Genomic DNA, 16,447 nt, shown 5'->3' on the forward strand with positions numbered 1-16,447 from the left:
AAGGAGTTTGTCGCCTTTTCTGGGACATGCAGCAATGAAGATCGTGTTTTACCATTCATAACTCATTCAAAGGGAGCGATTATTATGATGCAAACACCACTCAATTTATCTTCATTCGTCAAAAGGGCGGAACAATTTTTTCCGAATAAACTCATCATTTCACGTACAGGTGAAAACATGATCCATCGGATTCCTTATGGAGAATGGGCGAAGCGGACGAGGAAGCTGGCCTCCGCTTTGACGGCGCTCGGTATGAAAAAGGGGACGAAAGTGGGGACATTCGCTTGGAACCACCATCGTCATTTGGAAGCATACTTCGGTGTGCCATGCACGGGAGCCATCCTGCACATGATCAATATCCGCCTGTCTCCGGAGCATATTGCCTACGTCATCAATCATGCGGAAGATGAAATTTTGCTAGTCGATGATAATCTGTTTCCGCATTTTGAGAAGCTGGCTCCTCTGTTAAAGACGGTCAAACATTACGTCATTATGGGGGATAGCAAGGAAGTTCCGAAGACATCGCTTCCAAATGTCCACTCGTACGAAGCATTGCTGGAGGCGGCGGAGGAATACGAATTCCCGGAAGACCTCGATGAAAATACACCAGCGGGCATGTGTTACACATCCGCGACGACAGGTAATCCGAAAGGGGTCGTCTATACGCATCGCGGACTCGTTCTGCATAGCTTTGCGCTTGGCTTGGCCGATGCGATGGGATTGGGGGAGCGGGATATTGCCATGTCCGTCGTGCCGATGTTCCATGCAAATGCGTGGGGAATCCCGTTCGCGGGCGTCTTCTTCGGAACGACCCAAGTGTTGCCGGGGCCGGGCTTCAATCCGGCATTGCTGCTGGATTTGATTGAACAGGAAAAAGTGACGCTTACAGCCGGAGTGCCGACAATCTGGCTGGCAGCTTTGAAAGAGTTGGAGCAGAATCCGCGTGACTTGTCTTCCTTGCGGGCCATCGTCTGCGGCGGCTCCGCCTCACCGAAAGGGTTGATCCGCGCCTTTGAGGAGAAGTTCGGCATCCCGTTCATCGTAGGCTACGGCATGACGGAGACATCGCCACTAGTCAGTTTGTCCATTCTGACCTCAAAAATGGAAAATCTCACAATGGATGAACGGGTCGAGGTCCGCGCCTTGCAAGGGCTGGTCATGCCGGGGTTGGAAGTCCGGGTAGTCAATGAAAACGGTGAAGTGCCGTGGGACGGGAAGACGATGGGCGAATTGAATGTGAAAGGACCGTGGATTGCAAGCGAGTATTACAAGGATGAACGGACCGCGGAAGCATTCAAAGACGGCTGGCTCTATACTGGCGATATCGCCGTCATGACGGAAGACGGGTATATTAAGTTGATGGATCGGACGAAAGACCTCATCAAGAGCGGCGGGGAGTGGATCTCTTCCGTCGACTTGGAAAATGCCATCATGACACACGAGGCCGTATTCGAAGCAGCCGTCATCGCCGTGCCGCATGAAAAATGGGTGGAGCGCCCAGTCGCTTGCGTCGTATTGAAGGATGGGAAGGCAGCGGATGAGGAGATGAAAAAGGAATTGCTGACGTATTTGGAAGGCCAGTTTGCCAAATGGTGGGTTCCGGATGATGTCGTCTTCTTGGATGAAATTCCAAAGACTTCGGTCGGGAAATTCCTGAAAGCCGCGCTCCGGGAGCAAATGAGCGGCCATTTCCAAGGGGTTTGATTCTAATGATGTGAAAAAGTGGGGGGCTGTCCGAAAAGTCCAGGCACAGAGTTGGATACTAGCAAAAAGCAAGGGCGCCGGGAGACTCCTGCGGGAAAGCCGGCCGACGAGACCCCGCACGGCTGTAAGCCGGAGGAGGCTCGTCGGCTGGCCCGCGGAAAGCGACCAGAGCCCTTGCTTTTTGCGTGTTTAACCGGAAAATCCACTTTCTGGACAGCCCCTTTCTTACCTCCAGTCAATAGCTTTTTAAGAAATAATTTGTTTGGTGGGATACATTCTCTGTTCGGGAGGGGGTGCACCCCCTCCCGAACAGAGAATAAGCATGCCAAAAAGACCTAACGATTTTTCATTTTTTCGCAAGGTCATTTATGATATAGTGAATTTAATGGATTATGAGTAGTTGGTCGCTACTTCGTAATCATAGGTTTTTCCGTGTGTGATCAGGTGAAAGGCTAACTTCAAGAACTTATTCATACACGCGATACACGCAACTTTATGGGGCTTTCCCTGAGGTTGCGTTTTTAATTTGTCATAATACTCCACAAGATGGTTCTTGATTTTTTTCCGTAACGTAATCATGGTCTTCACCATAAAAAACAAGATTTTTCGTAAATGACGATTTCCTCGTCGATTGATAATATCTTTCATTTGATGTTTCCCGGATTGATAGACACGCAAATCAATACCGACATACGCATTTAATTGCTTGTGGGTTTTAAAACGGCGGATGTCCCCTAACTCCCCGATAATTCGAACAGCTGTTGTTTCGCCTATTCCTGGAAAGGACATTAGTACTTGATATTCCACTTTGGGTGACCATTTGTTTGATGAGCTGCTCTTTCTTTTCCTTTAAATCACTAATTCTACGGGCATAGTCGCGTACCTGCTCACATCGAATATCGTTTCTTGAGATGGCTGGATAGGAAAGCCTAGCTGCCTCCAATAGACATTGTCCTTTTGCTTCCGCTCGCTGTAGTGACAGGTTCTTTTTAGTATTTTGCTTCAAACGATTACGAATGACCGTTCTCGAATGGTCAAGTACTTCTTCGGGATGCGGATATAACTGGACAATATTTAAAAAGAGCGCAGAACGTGTGGAGAACAGGGTTCCCAGTTCAGGAAAACTTAGTTGTAATATCGCATGCATTCGATTATGTAAATGGTTTAGTTCTGCATCCAGCTCGGCATAATAACGTGACCATGCTCGCATTTGTCCATAATAATCATCTTCCACGTAGGTATGAACACGTTCGTTACGGAAATGTGTCCGGGCTAATCCATGGGCATCCGCTTTATCTGTTTTTTGTCGTCTCATTGTCTTGGTTTCTTCATTTGCTTGAATGGGATTTAGACAGCAGTAGGCGTACTGATAATCTTGAAGAAATCTTTCTAACCCTTTTGAATAGACGCCTGTTGCTTCGAAGACAATTTCAGGTGTTTGCCCATCCTGTGCTTTCAGTTCTTGTAAGGTATTGTGGAGCTTTTCAAAAGATGGACGATTATGTAGGATCTCTCCCTCAAATTCACATTGACGATGACGATTGTAAATAACCATCGTACTTTTTCCCATACTGACATCAAATGCCACGACATGTTTAATCATAAACTGTTCTCCTTTATAGCCAATCATAGAAGTCTTCACAGTGCCTTATCGATTCTATTTTCTTATACACGATCTCGAAGGACCCAACATACTAATCTGATTCAAATAAGGGTGTGAAGTGGGCCGGTTTTTAATACGGATTCTTTGTTGATCCACGAGGCTGTTCGGCTTTCCTCCACTTCTACTATAAAAAAATAGTAGCACAAACCATGGCCTTGGTTTGTACTACTAATGTTAGTATGTTTTTGAAGTGAGATAGGAGAATAAAATCTCTTGAGACCGCGTCCCCAGAACTTCGGCGGCACGCTAACAGGGAGCTCTGCGCTCATACCTAAGGCATCGCGCTCATAATTTCCGATTTGCGCTCATATTCGCGTACTCCGCGCTCATAACTTTCGTTCTGCGCTCATACTCCCGTGCTCCACGCTCATAACTTCCGATTTGCGCCCATCCCCCCGTGCTCCGCGCTCATAACTTTTGTTCTGCGCTCATACCCCGGTGCTCCGCGCTCATAACTTTTGTTCTGCGCCCATCCCCCCGTGCTCCGCGCTCATAACTTTCGTTCTGCGCTCATACTCCCGTGCTCCACGCTCATAACTTTCGTTCTACGCCCATATCCCCGTTCCCCGCGCTCATAACTTCCGTTCTGCGCTCATACCCCGTGCCTGCGCTCAACTTCCGTTCTGCGCCCATACCCCCAGGTCCTTGCTCATATAACTCAGGCTTCCGGGCAGCCTTTCAATTTGTCAGGAAGTTCTGTCGGCCCCGGTTTGGCGAATCAGTGAGTTGAGAAAGGCGATCACTCTGTGGGAAGCGACTTCGATTTGTTTCAGTCCGTCTTCCGCAACCGGGATAGGTCGTTATATAAAACATGATATAGGCCATCTTTATCCACAACTTTCTATGACTCGATTTAAAATTCTGAAATTATAAACATTATTCTCAGGTTATCCACATGGCTTTGTGAATAACTTGATGGGTTATAAAGATATCCACAAAGTTTTATAGTGAAAAAATGAACATACCCCTTGCGAAAAACACGTATAATAAAAGAGGAAAGTCGGAACTTTCCAAGTACAATCGCGTCATATGTTGGAGGTGTCAATGCCTGAAATTAGTAGGAGTCCTACTATAAGGGACGGTGGATGCTGAGAATTTGCAATTTCAGCTAAGTCACGGCGGAGGAGCTTTCAAACAAGCCCCAGTAATCTGAACCCAATTACGCCGAGGCATGATTGAGTGAAGCGAGTGGAGGATGCTAGTGGAAAATTGGATTACGGAATTTATGAGCCAATTCGGTTATTTTGGCGTACTTGCATTAATATTGCTGGAAAATATTTTTCCACCGATTCCATCCGAAATCATTTTGACTTTTGGCGGGTTCATGACGACATATTCCGGGATGACGAAGACCGGGGTCATTCTGGCCGCAACAATTGGCTCTGTGGTAGGGGCAATGGTGCTTTATTGCATCGGGTTGCTTCTGGACGTGGCGCGGTTGGAAAAGTTGGTGGATCGTTGGGGGCACTTGCTGCGCTTGACGAGGAAGGACATTCATCGGGCGGATGCGTGGTTCGATCGGTATGGACCGTGGACAGTTTTGTTTTGCCGGCTGATTCCGCTCGTTCGAAGCCTGATTTCCATTCCGGCGGGCATGTCGAATATGAACGTTTTGTTATTCATTTTTCTGACGACAATCGGAAGTCTCATTTGGAACACCGCGCTCGTTTCGATCGGGGCGGCGGTAGGAGAGAATTGGCATTCCATCGTTGAGTATATGGACATTTATTCAAACATTGTGTACGTTATTATAGGAATTAGCGGTTTGGCGGTTTGCCTCTGGTATATCCGATTCCGCAGAAAGCGAGCATAAGAGACTTATGGAAATTATTGAATTAATCAAAGCGCTGATTTTAGGATTTGTAGAAGGGATGACGGAGTTTGCTCCGGTTTCTTCGACAGGGCACTTGATCATCGTAGACGATATGTGGTTGAAGACGACAGAATTTCTTGGAGATCGTTCAGCATTCACTTTTAAGATCGTCATTCAATTAGGTTCTATTTTAGCCGTCATCGTCGTCTTTTGGAAACGGTTATTCAGCTTGGTCGGCCTGTACAAAATTGATGGGCAGAAGATGAATTCCCGATTCAATCTGGCTCATGTCGTCGTGGGCATGCTGCCAGCGGTAATTGTCGGGTTTGCCTTGAAGGATTATATTGATGAACAGTTATCGGGCGTGGAAACGGTCATTTTCGCGTTGGTTGCCGGATCCTTCCTCATGCTGGCCGCCGATAAATTCGGTCCGAAGAAGCCGAAAGTGAACACGCTGGATCAGATTACATATAAGCAGGCTTTCACGGTCGGGCTTGTGCAATGTCTATCCCTATGGCCTGGGTTCTCCCGCTCCGGAGCGACGATTTCGGGCGGTGTATTATTTGGAATGAACCACAAAACCGCAGCTGATTTCACGTTCATCATGGCTGTGCCGATCATGGCGGGCGCGAGTCTCGTTTCCGTCATGAAGAACTGGGAAGAGCTTTCGATGGATGACTTGTCTTTCTATATTGTCGGGTTCGTCAGTGCGTTCATTTTCGCATTGATTTCCATTCGATTCTTCCTGAAATTGATCTCCCGCGTCAAACTCGTACCGTTTGCGATCTATCGGCTTGTTTTGGCTGCGGTGTTGGCCGTTATCGTGTTTATGTAAAAATGAAAAGACTGCAATGGCAGAAATGCCGATGCAGTCTTTTTCGGTCTCTAAGGTGCCAGCGTCTAGACATCATCCGTGGACTTTGTGAATTGTGGCTGTACCTGTCATCCCGGATTAGGAGTACACTTTCCCCACTTCCGCAATCTCCACCGGCCCCGAGTAAGTCGAACTTGCCGCTGATAAAATCTCCTGTATTTCCCCGTGATGCGGCAAATGCGTCAGTAGCAATTGTTTCACCTGCGCCTGTTCCGCAAGTTGTCCCGCTTCGCTGCCACCCATATGTCCCGGTGCTTTGCCGACATGTTCTTCATATAAATTCGCTTCACTGATCAATAGATCGGCGCCTTGCGCAAATGGTACAAGATCATCGCACCATTCCGTGTCCGCGGTCAGGACGATGCTGCGGCCGCCCGATTCGAACTTCATCGCGAGGCAATAGACGGGATGGACCGTCCGGCAAAACGACACCGTGAAGGGCCCGATGGAAAGGACGTCTGCTTCCGTAATTCCGACGCCCATCGTCTGTTCTTTGTACGTCAGCTTCGCAAATTCATCTTCGTCATAGACGTGGCCATAGATTGGCAAGATAGAATTTTGTGCGCCGAGATAAAACTGGATAAGCCGGCTATATTGCAGACTGCCGATATCTGCAATATGGTCTGCATGATAATGGCTGAGAACGACCGCGTCTAACTGATTGAGCGGTAAATAATTTTGCAAGGAAGCCAGCACTCCGCTGCCGCAGTCAATGAGACAATGAAACCTGTCATGCTCAATCAGGAACGACGATGTCGCACTGTTTGCCTTTGGATAGCCGCCCCAAATGCCAAGTGGGGTGATTTTCATTCGAACCCTTCCTTCCGATTTCTTTATTTTACGATATTGTACATGAAAAGAAGCGGGAGCTGTTCATTTTGGTTCGGGCAAAAGCATTTGATTTGACCATAATACCATCAGGGGTATACTATGTAAGTATTATAAGAATGGAAGGAGAATGGGAGTATGGCAAATGTTGCGACGGTATACACGACCTCTACATGTCCGTACTGCACGATGATGACCAATTATTTACGGGAACAGAACATCCCTTTTAAAGAAGTGAACGTGCAGGTGGACCAAGAGGCGGGACAGCGACTCGTTGAAACGACGGGGCAAATGGGCGTACCGCAAACCGAACTGAACGGCAAGTGGATCCTTGGTTTCGATCCGGCGGGCATCCAGCAAGCGTTGAAAGGATGAGGAAACCGACCTCCTCTTTATTTTGCAGATCATGCAGTATCCAGACGCCCGAAGAGATGGAACAAGAATTGAACCGACGGCTGTTTCCCCGCATTTGCATTGGCCATGTCGCGTTGTTCCTGACAGGTGTTGTTCTGGTGTTACTTGAATTATTCGGCTAGGCAAAACTTCTCACCCACGAAGGGTGGGAAGTTTTTTGCATATTCTATAACAGATCTTCTGCTAAAATTAAGAATATGAATGGAATGCTTATTCAATAAGGAATTCCAAATGGCAGGTGGACAATGTGAACGAAAGAATACTGATTATTGAAGATGAAGAAAATATTGCACGAGTCCTTCAGTTGGAATTGGAGTTCGAAGGCTATGTTACCGGCGTGGCACATACGGGAACGGAGGGGCTGATCCAGTATAGGGAGCAGGAGTGGGACCTCGTTTTGCTCGATCTCATGCTGCCCGAGCTGAATGGGTTGGATGTCCTGCGGCGCATCCGGGCGACAGAAATGGAAACACCCGTCATTTTATTGACCGCCAAAAATGATGTCGCGGATAAAGTCGCCGGCTTGGATCTGGGGGCCAATGATTATGTGACAAAGCCATTCGAAATCGAGGAATTGCTGGCGCGCATACGGGCCAATCTCCGTTTTGCCAGAAAGCCGGCGGAACAAGCGGATACCCATCTTCACCAATTCGCTGGATTGTCCATACAGGAGCAGACTCGCGAGGTCATTCGGGATGGAGTCCCAATTGAATTGACCCCGCGGGAATATGATCTTCTGCTTCATTTGTTAAAGCATCCGAACCAAGTGTTGACGAGAGAGCAATTGCTGGACGCCGTCTGGGGCTACGACTATTATGGGGACACGAATGTCGTGGATGTCTATATCCGGTATGTCCGGAAGAAAATCGACAATGGAGACCCGCAGTCACTCATCCAGACGGTCCGTGGCGTCGGGTACGTATTGAAGGAAGCGAATCATGAAACTTAAGACGAAGATTCATTTGTTTTCCACGATGCTCATGCTGATCATATTGGCATTGACGAACATCGGGATCTATTTTCTTTTCGAAAAGATGGTGCAGGATACGGAATACCGTCAATTGTTGACACGATCGAAGGAGTTGACAGCCGCGCTGAGCCAGACGACGCCTGAGACGGACGTGGCGACCGTTTTGCGGGCGTTCCTTCCACCGAACGGGGCCGTCCGGGTTTCGAAAGTAGCCGGAAAGGAAGTAGTGGCCCAATCAACTGATGAGTGGAGGTCGTTCAAGGGAAAGATCGACTCCGATGAACCCTACACGATTAGCCAGTTCGACGGCGCGGATGTGATGGCCATTCAAGTGCCTGTCATCTTGGCGACCGGGGAAGTGGGACAGCTGACAGTGATGGAAAAAATGGAGATGGCTGGCCATAATCTGCGGCTTCTCAAATTCATCCTTCTGTCGGTGACGGTGCTTGCGATGATTCCGATCTTGGTGTCCAGCGTCACCTTGGGAAGGATCGTGACGCAGCCGATTGAGAAATTGATTGCTGCCATGTCGGCGAGCCGGCAAGCCGGAACTTACGAGAAAATCACGGTTACGAATGAAGGGAAAGATGAGCTGGCCGAAATGGAGCGGACATTTAATGGCATGATGGAGCAGCTGGAGCAAAACTATCGGAAACAGGAGCAGTTTGTGTCAGATGCTTCCCATGAGCTAAAGACGCCGCTGACGGTCATCGAAAGCTACGCGCGCCTTTTGTCAAGGCAAGGATTTGGGAATCGTGCGGTTGCCGAGGAAGCGGTCGGCGCCATTATCGGTGAAGCGGGACGGATGAAAGGAATGATCGAGCAAATGCTGGACTTGGCGAAAAACCAAGGAGCCCTGACATTCCAAATGGCGGAGACTGATGTGTTTTCAATAGTGGATGCGACCGTGCAGACGATGAGCCGATCGTTCGGGCGTGAAATCTCACTTCATGGAGAGGGGCCTGTTAGGGTGCGGACGGATGAAGATCGGTTGAAGCAACTTCTTTTCATTCTCCTGGATAATGCCCGGAAGTACAGCGATCGGGAAATCAATACGTCTGTAGAGAACAGAAAAAGTGGAGTTGAAATCATGGTCCAAGATTTTGGCAGAGGTATCCCCGAATCCCATCTGCCACATATTTTCGACCGTTTTTATCGCGTGGATGAAGACCGCAGCCGGAAAACTGGCGGAACAGGGCTGGGCCTTGCCATCGCGAAAGAAATAGCAGATGGTCTTGGCGCCCGATTGTTGATCGAAAGCAAGGTAGGAGAGGGAACGACAATCCGTTTGATCTTGCCGAAGGACGGGAATCTCATTGAATTCTAATGTACAGGTTCTATGATGGAACAAAGGAGTGAAATCAATGAAGTTTGTGAGGAAACCGTGGTTTATTCCCATTCTATTGGCCATTGTCATTCTCGTCGTGGGCAATATATATACAAATCGCATCCTTTCCAAAGATGAGCCGTTGCCGGAGCAGGAGGTGCGGACGCAGCTGGAGTCGATGTACGGGGCTCAGGTCGGACCGCTGAAGCAAAACGGCTCGGTATATGAAGCGGAAATTTCCCGCGAGGGTGGCATCTATCGCGCTGAAATCGACGCAGTAACCGGGAAAGTGCTCGCTCTGATTCAAACGAAGGAGACGTCGCCGCTTGCGACCGATACCGAAAAGGAAGCGGCGTCACCACCCGACCAAGACCCTGTCCAGGGAACGACGGGTTCCGGACAGGATCCGGCAACACAGAAGCCGGAAGAAAAGCCGGCCGCCGGGACTTCCCGGGGCAGTCAAGCTGAGGCACCCAAAACCCCTGCCCCTGCAACTCCACAGCAATCAGCGCCCGTTCCGAAACCGGAGAAGCAGACCGTGCTCATTTCTGAAACGCAAGCAGGGCAAATTGCGCTCGGCCAGTTGAATCGGGGCGTGTTAGCGGAAGTCGACGACGTCGAATATGTGAAATCGACGGATGGCGGCTATTACCTCGTTGAAATCGAAATCGATACCGATGATGAGTTGGATGAGGTCACCTATCAAATCCATGCGATCTCAGGAAAGATAATGTCTGTTACATGGGATGAGTAGCCACTCATCCCATTATTAATTGATTAGAGCAACTTGTATGCCTAAATAGGCCTAATTGATCAATTTACTAGAATTCCCTTGAAAAAGTTTATAGTACCTTAGGAATGTGCCGATATGAAAGTAGTAGAATGAAAGAATGGAGATGGTAGGATTGGCTTCCAAGAAGAGTATCGCTTGGAAATTGTCGGCGCTGATCATTGGCCTGTTTTTAGTGTTATTTATCTTTTATACAGCATTGACAAGTAATATTTTACATGGGAAAAGCATTTCGGATGCAGAAGAATTTGCCATTGAAAATACAAAGTTGAATGCGACAATGCTGAGTGAACGGTTCATGAAGACTGAGCAGATGCTTCAGACGACGAAACATATAGTTGAAACGCTGCAAGCGGAGCAGACACTGACGGCGGATGAAGTGATCCGCATTATTGAAAACAATTTGGAGAAAAATCAGGATGCCACCGGAATGGCGGCCATCTTCGAACAGGGGTCACTTCCACTAGATGAAACCGTGGACGGACAACTCATTGACTCCCAAAAACGTTTTATCCCGTATCTCTATAAAGATGGGGAGACCATTCAAACGGAAGGGGTAGGCGGATATGAAACGCAGGGAGATGGGGACTGGTATTTAATCCCGAAGAATGAAAAACGGGCGACTTTGACGGAGCCGTATGAGTATGACGCAGGCGGGCAGACGGTCTTGATGACGACCATTTCCGTGCCGCTTCTTACGCAATCCGGCGAGTTTTTCGGCGTGTTGACGACGGATCTATCCATCGACTACCTGAATGATCTTGTCACGTTCATCAAACCGGAAGGCGGATATGCTTCCATCATCACAGACCAAGGATTCCTGACTGCCAACAGCATCAAAGAAGAAATGAACGGGACGAATATGCAGGATGCCATCGATTGGAAAAGCGTCAAAGCGGATATTGACCAAGGTCTATTCTCAACGCTTTATGTTGATTCCCAAAGCCTGGGAGAGAAGTCCTTTAACGCATTCGCCCCCATTACGCTTGAAAACATAGAAGAGGTGTGGACGGTCCAGACTGTCGTTCCGAACTCTAAAATACTTGAAACGTTTAATGCCATTCTCTGGTTGACCATTGTGGCAGCCATTGTCATGGTTCTTCTAATGGCAGGAGTCACTCTTTGGTTTATCTTCAAACAACTGAAACCACTCGCCGCGCTGCAACAGTCGATTGAAACGGCTGCACAAGGGGATTTGACGCAATACGTCGACGAATCGACCGTCAGGCGTGATGAAATCGGGGCGGTTGCTATGGCGTATAACCATATGCTGCACCAGACCAATCATGCTATTTCTACGGTGATGGACTCTTCTTCCCGGCTTAATGAATCATCCAACCAGGTTCATCAAGTGTTCGAAGAAGTCGTCGCGTCGAGTCAGGAAGTGTCCGTTGCAGTGGAGGAAATCGCGCAAGGTGCCTACAAACAATCGGAAGATACCGAAGAGACGAGCCATCGGATGGTTGACTTGGCGGATCAGTTGGACCAGCTCGCACTTCTGTCAACGAAGATGAATGAGTTATCCGAGCAAACGGTGGAATCTACCGAAAAAGGCATGGCCGAAGTTGAAAAACTGCGTAATCACAACGAGTCGGTAAATGAAATGAATCAAAACGTGCAGCAGCAAATCGATGCTCTGACCAATAAAATTTGGAACATCAACCAAGTTATTTCATCGATACAAGATATTACGGCACAAACGAACTTGTTGGCGCTGAATGCCAGCATTGAGGCTGCTCGCGCAGGAGAACATGGTAAAGGCTTTGCGGTCGTTGCAGAGGAAGTCCGGAAGCTTGCAGAACAGTCCCGCGTCGAAACGGAAGTGATTCAGAATACGGTGCAAGAAATTATGATGGAAACACAGCAAACGGTTGCGGTCATTGCGAAAAACGTCGAATTGATGGAAGGGCAAAATGAGTCGGTTTCGAGCACGGAATCATCTTTCAATCGAAATTTCGAATTGACGGAACAGATGAGCCGAACCATTGTAGACCTTTCCGCCAAATTGTCACAGATGATGGCCCATAAAGATCAAGCGTTACTGGCGATCCAAAGTGTCTCTGCCGTGTCGGAGGAAACGGCAGCTTCCGCTGAACAAGTGAGTGCTTCTGCCATTTCCCAGCAACAGGAATTGGAACGGGTTGCCGAATCGACAAGCCAGATGAATCAAATTGCAAACGAATTGCAGGAAATCGTCCAGCGTTTTAAATTATCTTCGGATTAATCGACCATTCTCATCAATTTCTAATGAAGGTCTTCCGGTTCTCTCATCTTCCGTGGATATAGTAGATGTAGAAGGAGGGAACAAGAATGAATAAATGGATGATCATTCCGGCGTTGGCAGGTACAATTGCCATCGGTGGTGTAGCAATGGCGAACAGCTCAGACGCCGAGGCGCAGGTTTCTTCGCAAAAGATGTTGACGCTGCAGGAGGCGAAAGAGATCGCCATCCAACAGTACGGCGGGCATGTAACGGAAATTGAGTTGGAAAAGAAGAGAGCAGGCTATGTGTATGATGTGGAGTTAATCTCCAAGGGCATGGAATATGACTTGGACATCAATGCGAAGACAGGTAAGATTACACTGGATGACCAGTCAACCACGAATGCAGACGGCAAGTTGCTCACAGAAGAAAAAGCGATCCGCATTGCGAAAGAAAAGGCGGATGGAACGCTAAAGAAAATTAAATTGGATGACGATGATGGTCGGGTCGTATACGAATTGGAAATCCGGGACGATCAGTTTGAATATGATATCGAACTGGACGCTGTTACGGGCGAAATCGTGAAATTCGAAAAAGAACGTGAGTACAAAGCCAAAGCAGCTGCCAAACCTACGACAACGGCCGCACCGGTGGAGCATACGTTGACTGTAGCAGAACCGAAGAAGTCGGATAACAATGCAGCTGTCAAGACCAACCAGAAATCATCGATGATTACGATGGAACAGGCGGTCGCCATTGCGAAACAAAAGGCTGCCGGGAAAGTGACCGACAGCGAATTGGACGACGGCGTCTATGAAATTGAAATCGAAAACGGCGACACTGAATACGATTTTGAAATCGACGCTTTTTCAGGAGCAATCCTGTCTTTTGAGCAAGACGATTGATCTAGGCATGATGAAAAAAGCATAAAAACACAAAGCACCCGCCATCCGGCCGTCATTCCGGTTGGCGGGTTTTTCGTGTTTTAGATTCGTTTTTTCAGTCAACCATTCGTTTCCGATAAAGAAGAAACGTTGCTATAAACACGATGATTCCCCAAAGTAAAATCCATCCTAAAGGAAGGAGAACATCGGAGAACTGAGCTCCGGCTTCCACTTTTGTTGCGATTTCAATCAATTGAATGTTCGGCAAATAATTTGCCGCTTCTAAGACAGGGTAGCGGTCCGCTAAAGAGGTGATGGAGGAGCCGAATGAAAAAAGCAACATCACCGGTAAAATGTATACGGAGGCTTCCATGACCGATTTGGCAAAGAGGCCAAGTAAAGTTCCGAGTCCAATATAAAAGAAGGAAGAGAGCAATAGTGCAATCCCGATGATTCCGATGTTGGCAGGGTGATATTCTGCAAGAAATGCACTGAATACAATGACCAACGCGGTAGATAGAAAGGACAGCAAGCTTTTGCCGCTTAAGATTTCCAACGTACTGGCAGGGGATAACATGAGCCCTCGCAGAGTGTTCTTTTCCTTTTCTTCCGCGATCAAACAGCATTGGACGAAAGTCGCTACCATCGTGAAACTCAAGTTAAAAAGCATGAAGAAGGTATCAATTGATTGGACGCCCATCCGACCGTAAAAGGCAGCGAGCAGCAAGGGCATGAAGATGACGATCGAAACCGCCATATTCCGTGAAAAATCCTTATAATCTTTGATGAATATTGCGCTTACCCGTTTCCAAGAAAATGTCATGCCAGTTTCCTCCCTGTCACTTTTACAAAAATATCACCTAACGTCGGCTCGTTGGAGTGGATTGCTGCCACCTGATTTGTCTTCATCAGATCAAACAGTGGCTGTGCACCATCCGTGCCTGCCGGCAGTATGATTTTTTGATCATTTGTCAATTCCACGGTAATGGTGGAGTCTGAGTACCGTTTCTTCAATTTGTCAGGAGTATCCAGTAATTGGATTTTTCCTTTGTTTAAAAAAGCAACCCGATTACAAAGCGTCTCCGCTTCCTGCATGTCATGTGTCGTGAGGAAGATGGTCGTCCCCCTGGCATTCAACGCACGCAGCCCTTCATAAATATGAAGCGTGTTGGTTGGGTCGAGGGCGGACGTCGGTTCATCCAAAAACAATAGCTCGGGCTCGTGAAGCAAAGCGCGTGCCAATGTCACCCGTTGCGTCATCCCTTTGGATAAGGTCGATACCCGCTTTTTCTTGTCTTCATTTAAATTGACAATGTCCAGCACTTCGCTGATCCGAGCAGTAGGTACTCCGTATAAATCGCAATAGAGTGATAGATTGTCATAAATTGACAACCTTCCGTACAAGCCGCTATTATCGGTCAGTACGCCAAACCGTTTGCGGTATTCCGGTTTTTTCATATTACCCACAGGCACTCCAAACACTTTCGCTTCACCGTTTGTTGGATGTAACTGCCCGGTCAATATTTTAATCGTTGTCGTCTTGCCCGATCCACTCGGTCCAAGGAAGCCGAAAATTTCTCCTTTTTCCACTTGGAAGTCGACACTTTCGATTGCAAGCTGATTGGCAAACAGTTTTGCCAAGCCATTCACCTCAATAATATGCTCCATTTTTCATCCTCCTGAAATGTTTGCTGTTTGTATGTCTATCCTTAGATTACAAGCTACAGATAGAGTCGGCATTATTTCTTGGATGAAAAGAGTCATTCAGAAGGTAAGTGGAGTATATCGAGGGTTCAGTGGATGCAATATGTTACGGGAATTCGTCCTTATTGTTGAAATCAATCGATTTATTTCCGGGGAAATAATCGCATTTTCCCCATTATTTGATCCCAAGCATCTCTTTCAGTTCGGCCATCTTGGATTTCGACAGGGGAATTGTCGATTTTTGGGCATCTTCCAACACAAGGCTATAACTATTCCGTGTCCACGTGATCACTTCCCGGACTTTCTGCAAGTTGACAATATAGGAGCGATGACAGCGGAAAAATCCGAAAGGCAATAATCGTTCCTCCAACTCCGCCAAAGTAAAGACACTCGGGAAGGACTCACCTTTTATATGAAGGTAAGATTGACCATCATTACTTTCGATATACTCGATTTCCGGAGGGTTGAAGAGGACAATCTTTTCATTCACCTTTGTTGGAATCTTCTCAAAACGGACAGGCTGGGATAATTCAATTTCTTTTTCCGCTTCGCTCGATTCCTCTAAGTCTCCATTGGTTTCCATCTGGACAGGGAGCAGGCCGCTGTCGTCCAATTTAAACACTTTGTCGGCAGCTGTAATTGCGCTCTCCAAATTGCCTGTCAATAGTAAAACCGCTTTGCCCGAATGTCTAAGTTGTTGCAACAAGGAAAGATAAATTCTCTTTGATTCCAAATCAAGGTTCTGATCGGGTTCCTCCAATAGATAGACGGTCGGGTTCTGCACAAGCAGACAAGCAAATTGGACCCGTTTCGTTTCCGAGTAGGATAGTTGTCTGATTTTCACTTTCCGCTTCTCTTCCAGATGCACAGCTTGCAAGATGGCTTGAATGGATTCTGTTGAGGAGTGGAGGCGCTTTGTGAATTGAAGGGTTTCCTCTATCGTAAGCCGTTCATAAAGTCCTGTCTGAAGAAATAAAAAGCCGATATCCTGATTTCTACCTGGATTTCCGCCATTAATGCGAATTTCCCCTTGGGATAATTTCATGTTGCCCAGAAGCAGGGCGATCAGTTGCTCGCGCACATTGACGCTGGAATGTAACGCGATTACTTGGCCTTCCTCAACCGATAAATTGAAAGCCGGGAAAACTAGCATGTCATGAATCCGCTTTTCTGCTTCCTTGAATTGTAGAACCATAACCGATCCTCATTTCCTCATATCTATGTAGTTGTATTATAGCAGGTAACGAGGAGCGCCAACGAGAAGTTTTATGGG

At 47.5% G+C, this 16,447-nt stretch carries 12 protein-coding genes and 3 pseudogenes; 10 read left to right on the plus strand and 5 right to left on the minus strand.

What is annotated here, in order from left to right:
* Positions 1-84 precede the first annotated feature (84 nt).
* A complete protein-coding gene (locus tag OXB_RS06515; protein WP_041072854.1) occupies positions 85-1,704 on the plus strand; it encodes a long-chain fatty acid--CoA ligase in 1,620 nt (539 codons plus the stop codon).
* 390 nt (positions 1,705-2,094) lie between these two features.
* Here the strand turns inward: OXB_RS06515 and OXB_RS06520 are convergent.
* A pseudogene (locus OXB_RS06520) lies at positions 2,095-3,304 on the minus strand (IS110 family transposase).
* A 1,264-nt stretch (positions 3,305-4,568) separates the two neighbouring features.
* Here OXB_RS06520 and OXB_RS06525 point away from each other — a divergent pair.
* Positions 4,569-5,180: a DedA family protein gene (locus OXB_RS06525; protein WP_041072856.1), complete on the plus strand. Its 612-nt coding sequence runs from the start codon at positions 4,569-4,571 to the stop codon at positions 5,178-5,180.
* 7 nt (positions 5,181-5,187) lie between these two features.
* A complete protein-coding gene (locus tag OXB_RS06530; RefSeq protein ID WP_041072858.1) occupies positions 5,188-6,015 on the plus strand; it encodes an undecaprenyl-diphosphate phosphatase in 828 nt (275 codons plus the stop codon).
* A gap of 117 nt (positions 6,016-6,132) precedes the next feature.
* Here OXB_RS06530 and OXB_RS06535 read toward each other — a convergent pair whose 3' ends face one another.
* Positions 6,133-6,864, minus strand: a complete 732-nt coding sequence (locus OXB_RS06535) for an MBL fold metallo-hydrolase (protein ID WP_041072859.1) — start codon at positions 6,862-6,864, stop codon at positions 6,133-6,135.
* Between the two features lie 156 nt (positions 6,865-7,020).
* Here OXB_RS06535 and OXB_RS06540 point away from each other — a divergent pair, with 156 nt between their 5' ends.
* From OXB_RS06540 to OXB_RS06565, 7 genes and pseudogenes are all read left to right on the plus strand, one after another.
* A complete protein-coding gene (locus OXB_RS06540) occupies positions 7,021-7,257 on the plus strand; it encodes a glutaredoxin family protein (protein WP_041072860.1) in 237 nt (78 codons plus the stop codon).
* A gap of 286 nt (positions 7,258-7,543) precedes the next feature.
* Positions 7,544-8,245 (plus strand): response regulator transcription factor, encoded by a 702-nt coding sequence (locus OXB_RS06545; RefSeq protein ID WP_041072862.1) that lies wholly within the window; start codon positions 7,544-7,546, stop codon positions 8,243-8,245.
* Positions 8,235-9,593 carry a sensor histidine kinase gene (locus OXB_RS06550; protein ID WP_041072863.1) on the plus strand — a complete coding sequence of 453 codons (1,359 nt, stop codon included), beginning with the start codon at positions 8,235-8,237 and terminating at the stop codon, positions 9,591-9,593. Before OXB_RS06545 ends, OXB_RS06550 begins: the two co-directional genes overlap by 11 nt.
* Positions 9,594-9,630: 37 nt before the next feature.
* Complete coding sequence (locus OXB_RS17885; protein WP_052483891.1) at positions 9,631-10,347, plus strand: PepSY domain-containing protein; 717 nt, start codon at positions 9,631-9,633, stop codon at positions 10,345-10,347.
* Between the two features lie 349 nt (positions 10,348-10,696).
* Positions 10,697-11,650, plus strand: a pseudogene (locus OXB_RS19415) (PDC sensor domain-containing protein); the annotation flags it as partial.
* A 384-nt stretch (positions 11,651-12,034) separates the two neighbouring features.
* Positions 12,035-12,607: pseudogene (locus tag OXB_RS19420) on the plus strand (methyl-accepting chemotaxis protein); the annotation flags it as partial.
* A gap of 86 nt (positions 12,608-12,693) precedes the next feature.
* Positions 12,694-13,491, plus strand: a complete 798-nt coding sequence (locus tag OXB_RS06565; protein WP_041072867.1) for a PepSY domain-containing protein — start codon at positions 12,694-12,696, stop codon at positions 13,489-13,491.
* A gap of 94 nt (positions 13,492-13,585) precedes the next feature.
* Here OXB_RS06565 and OXB_RS06570 read toward each other — a convergent pair whose 3' ends face one another.
* The 3 genes from OXB_RS06570 to OXB_RS06580 all read right to left on the minus strand — a co-directional run bounded on the left by OXB_RS06570 (position 13,586) and on the right by OXB_RS06580 (position 16,369).
* Positions 13,586-14,293, minus strand: a complete 708-nt coding sequence (locus OXB_RS06570; protein ID WP_041072869.1) for an ABC transporter permease — start codon at positions 14,291-14,293, stop codon at positions 13,586-13,588.
* Entirely contained in the window at positions 14,290-15,138 is an 849-nt protein-coding gene (locus OXB_RS06575) for an ABC transporter ATP-binding protein (RefSeq protein WP_041072871.1), read from the minus strand. Before OXB_RS06575 ends, OXB_RS06570 begins: the two co-directional genes overlap by 4 nt.
* Before the next feature lie 211 nt (positions 15,139-15,349).
* Entirely contained in the window at positions 15,350-16,369 is a 1,020-nt protein-coding gene (locus OXB_RS06580; RefSeq protein WP_041072873.1) for a LytTR family transcriptional regulator DNA-binding domain-containing protein, read from the minus strand.
* Positions 16,370-16,447: the final 78 nt, after the last annotated feature.

It is taken from the genome of Bacillus sp. OxB-1 (assembly GCF_000829195.1).
Classification (GTDB): Bacteria; Bacillota; Bacilli; order Bacillales_A; family Planococcaceae; genus Sporosarcina.

Coding starts and splice junctions, on each gene's coding strand:
- OXB_RS06575 (WP_041072871.1), bottom strand. CDS start 15,138: ATGGAGCATATTATTGAGGTGAATGGCTTGGCAAAACTGTTTGCCAAT.
- OXB_RS06515 (WP_041072854.1), top strand. CDS start 85: ATGATGCAAACACCACTCAATTTATCTTCATTCGTCAAAAGGGCGGAA.
- OXB_RS06570 (WP_041072869.1), bottom strand. CDS start 14,293: ATGACATTTTCTTGGAAACGGGTAAGCGCAATATTCATCAAAGATTAT.
- OXB_RS06530 (WP_041072858.1), top strand. CDS start 5,188: ATGGAAATTATTGAATTAATCAAAGCGCTGATTTTAGGATTTGTAGAA.
- OXB_RS06535 (WP_041072859.1), bottom strand. CDS start 6,864: ATGAAAATCACCCCACTTGGCATTTGGGGCGGCTATCCAAAGGCAAAC.
- OXB_RS06540 (WP_041072860.1), top strand. CDS start 7,021: ATGGCAAATGTTGCGACGGTATACACGACCTCTACATGTCCGTACTGC.
- OXB_RS06580 (WP_041072873.1), bottom strand. CDS start 16,369: ATGGTTCTACAATTCAAGGAAGCAGAAAAGCGGATTCATGACATGCTA.
- OXB_RS06565 (WP_041072867.1), top strand. CDS start 12,694: ATGAATAAATGGATGATCATTCCGGCGTTGGCAGGTACAATTGCCATC.
- OXB_RS06550 (WP_041072863.1), top strand. CDS start 8,235: ATGAAACTTAAGACGAAGATTCATTTGTTTTCCACGATGCTCATGCTG.
- OXB_RS17885 (WP_052483891.1), top strand. CDS start 9,631: ATGAAGTTTGTGAGGAAACCGTGGTTTATTCCCATTCTATTGGCCATT.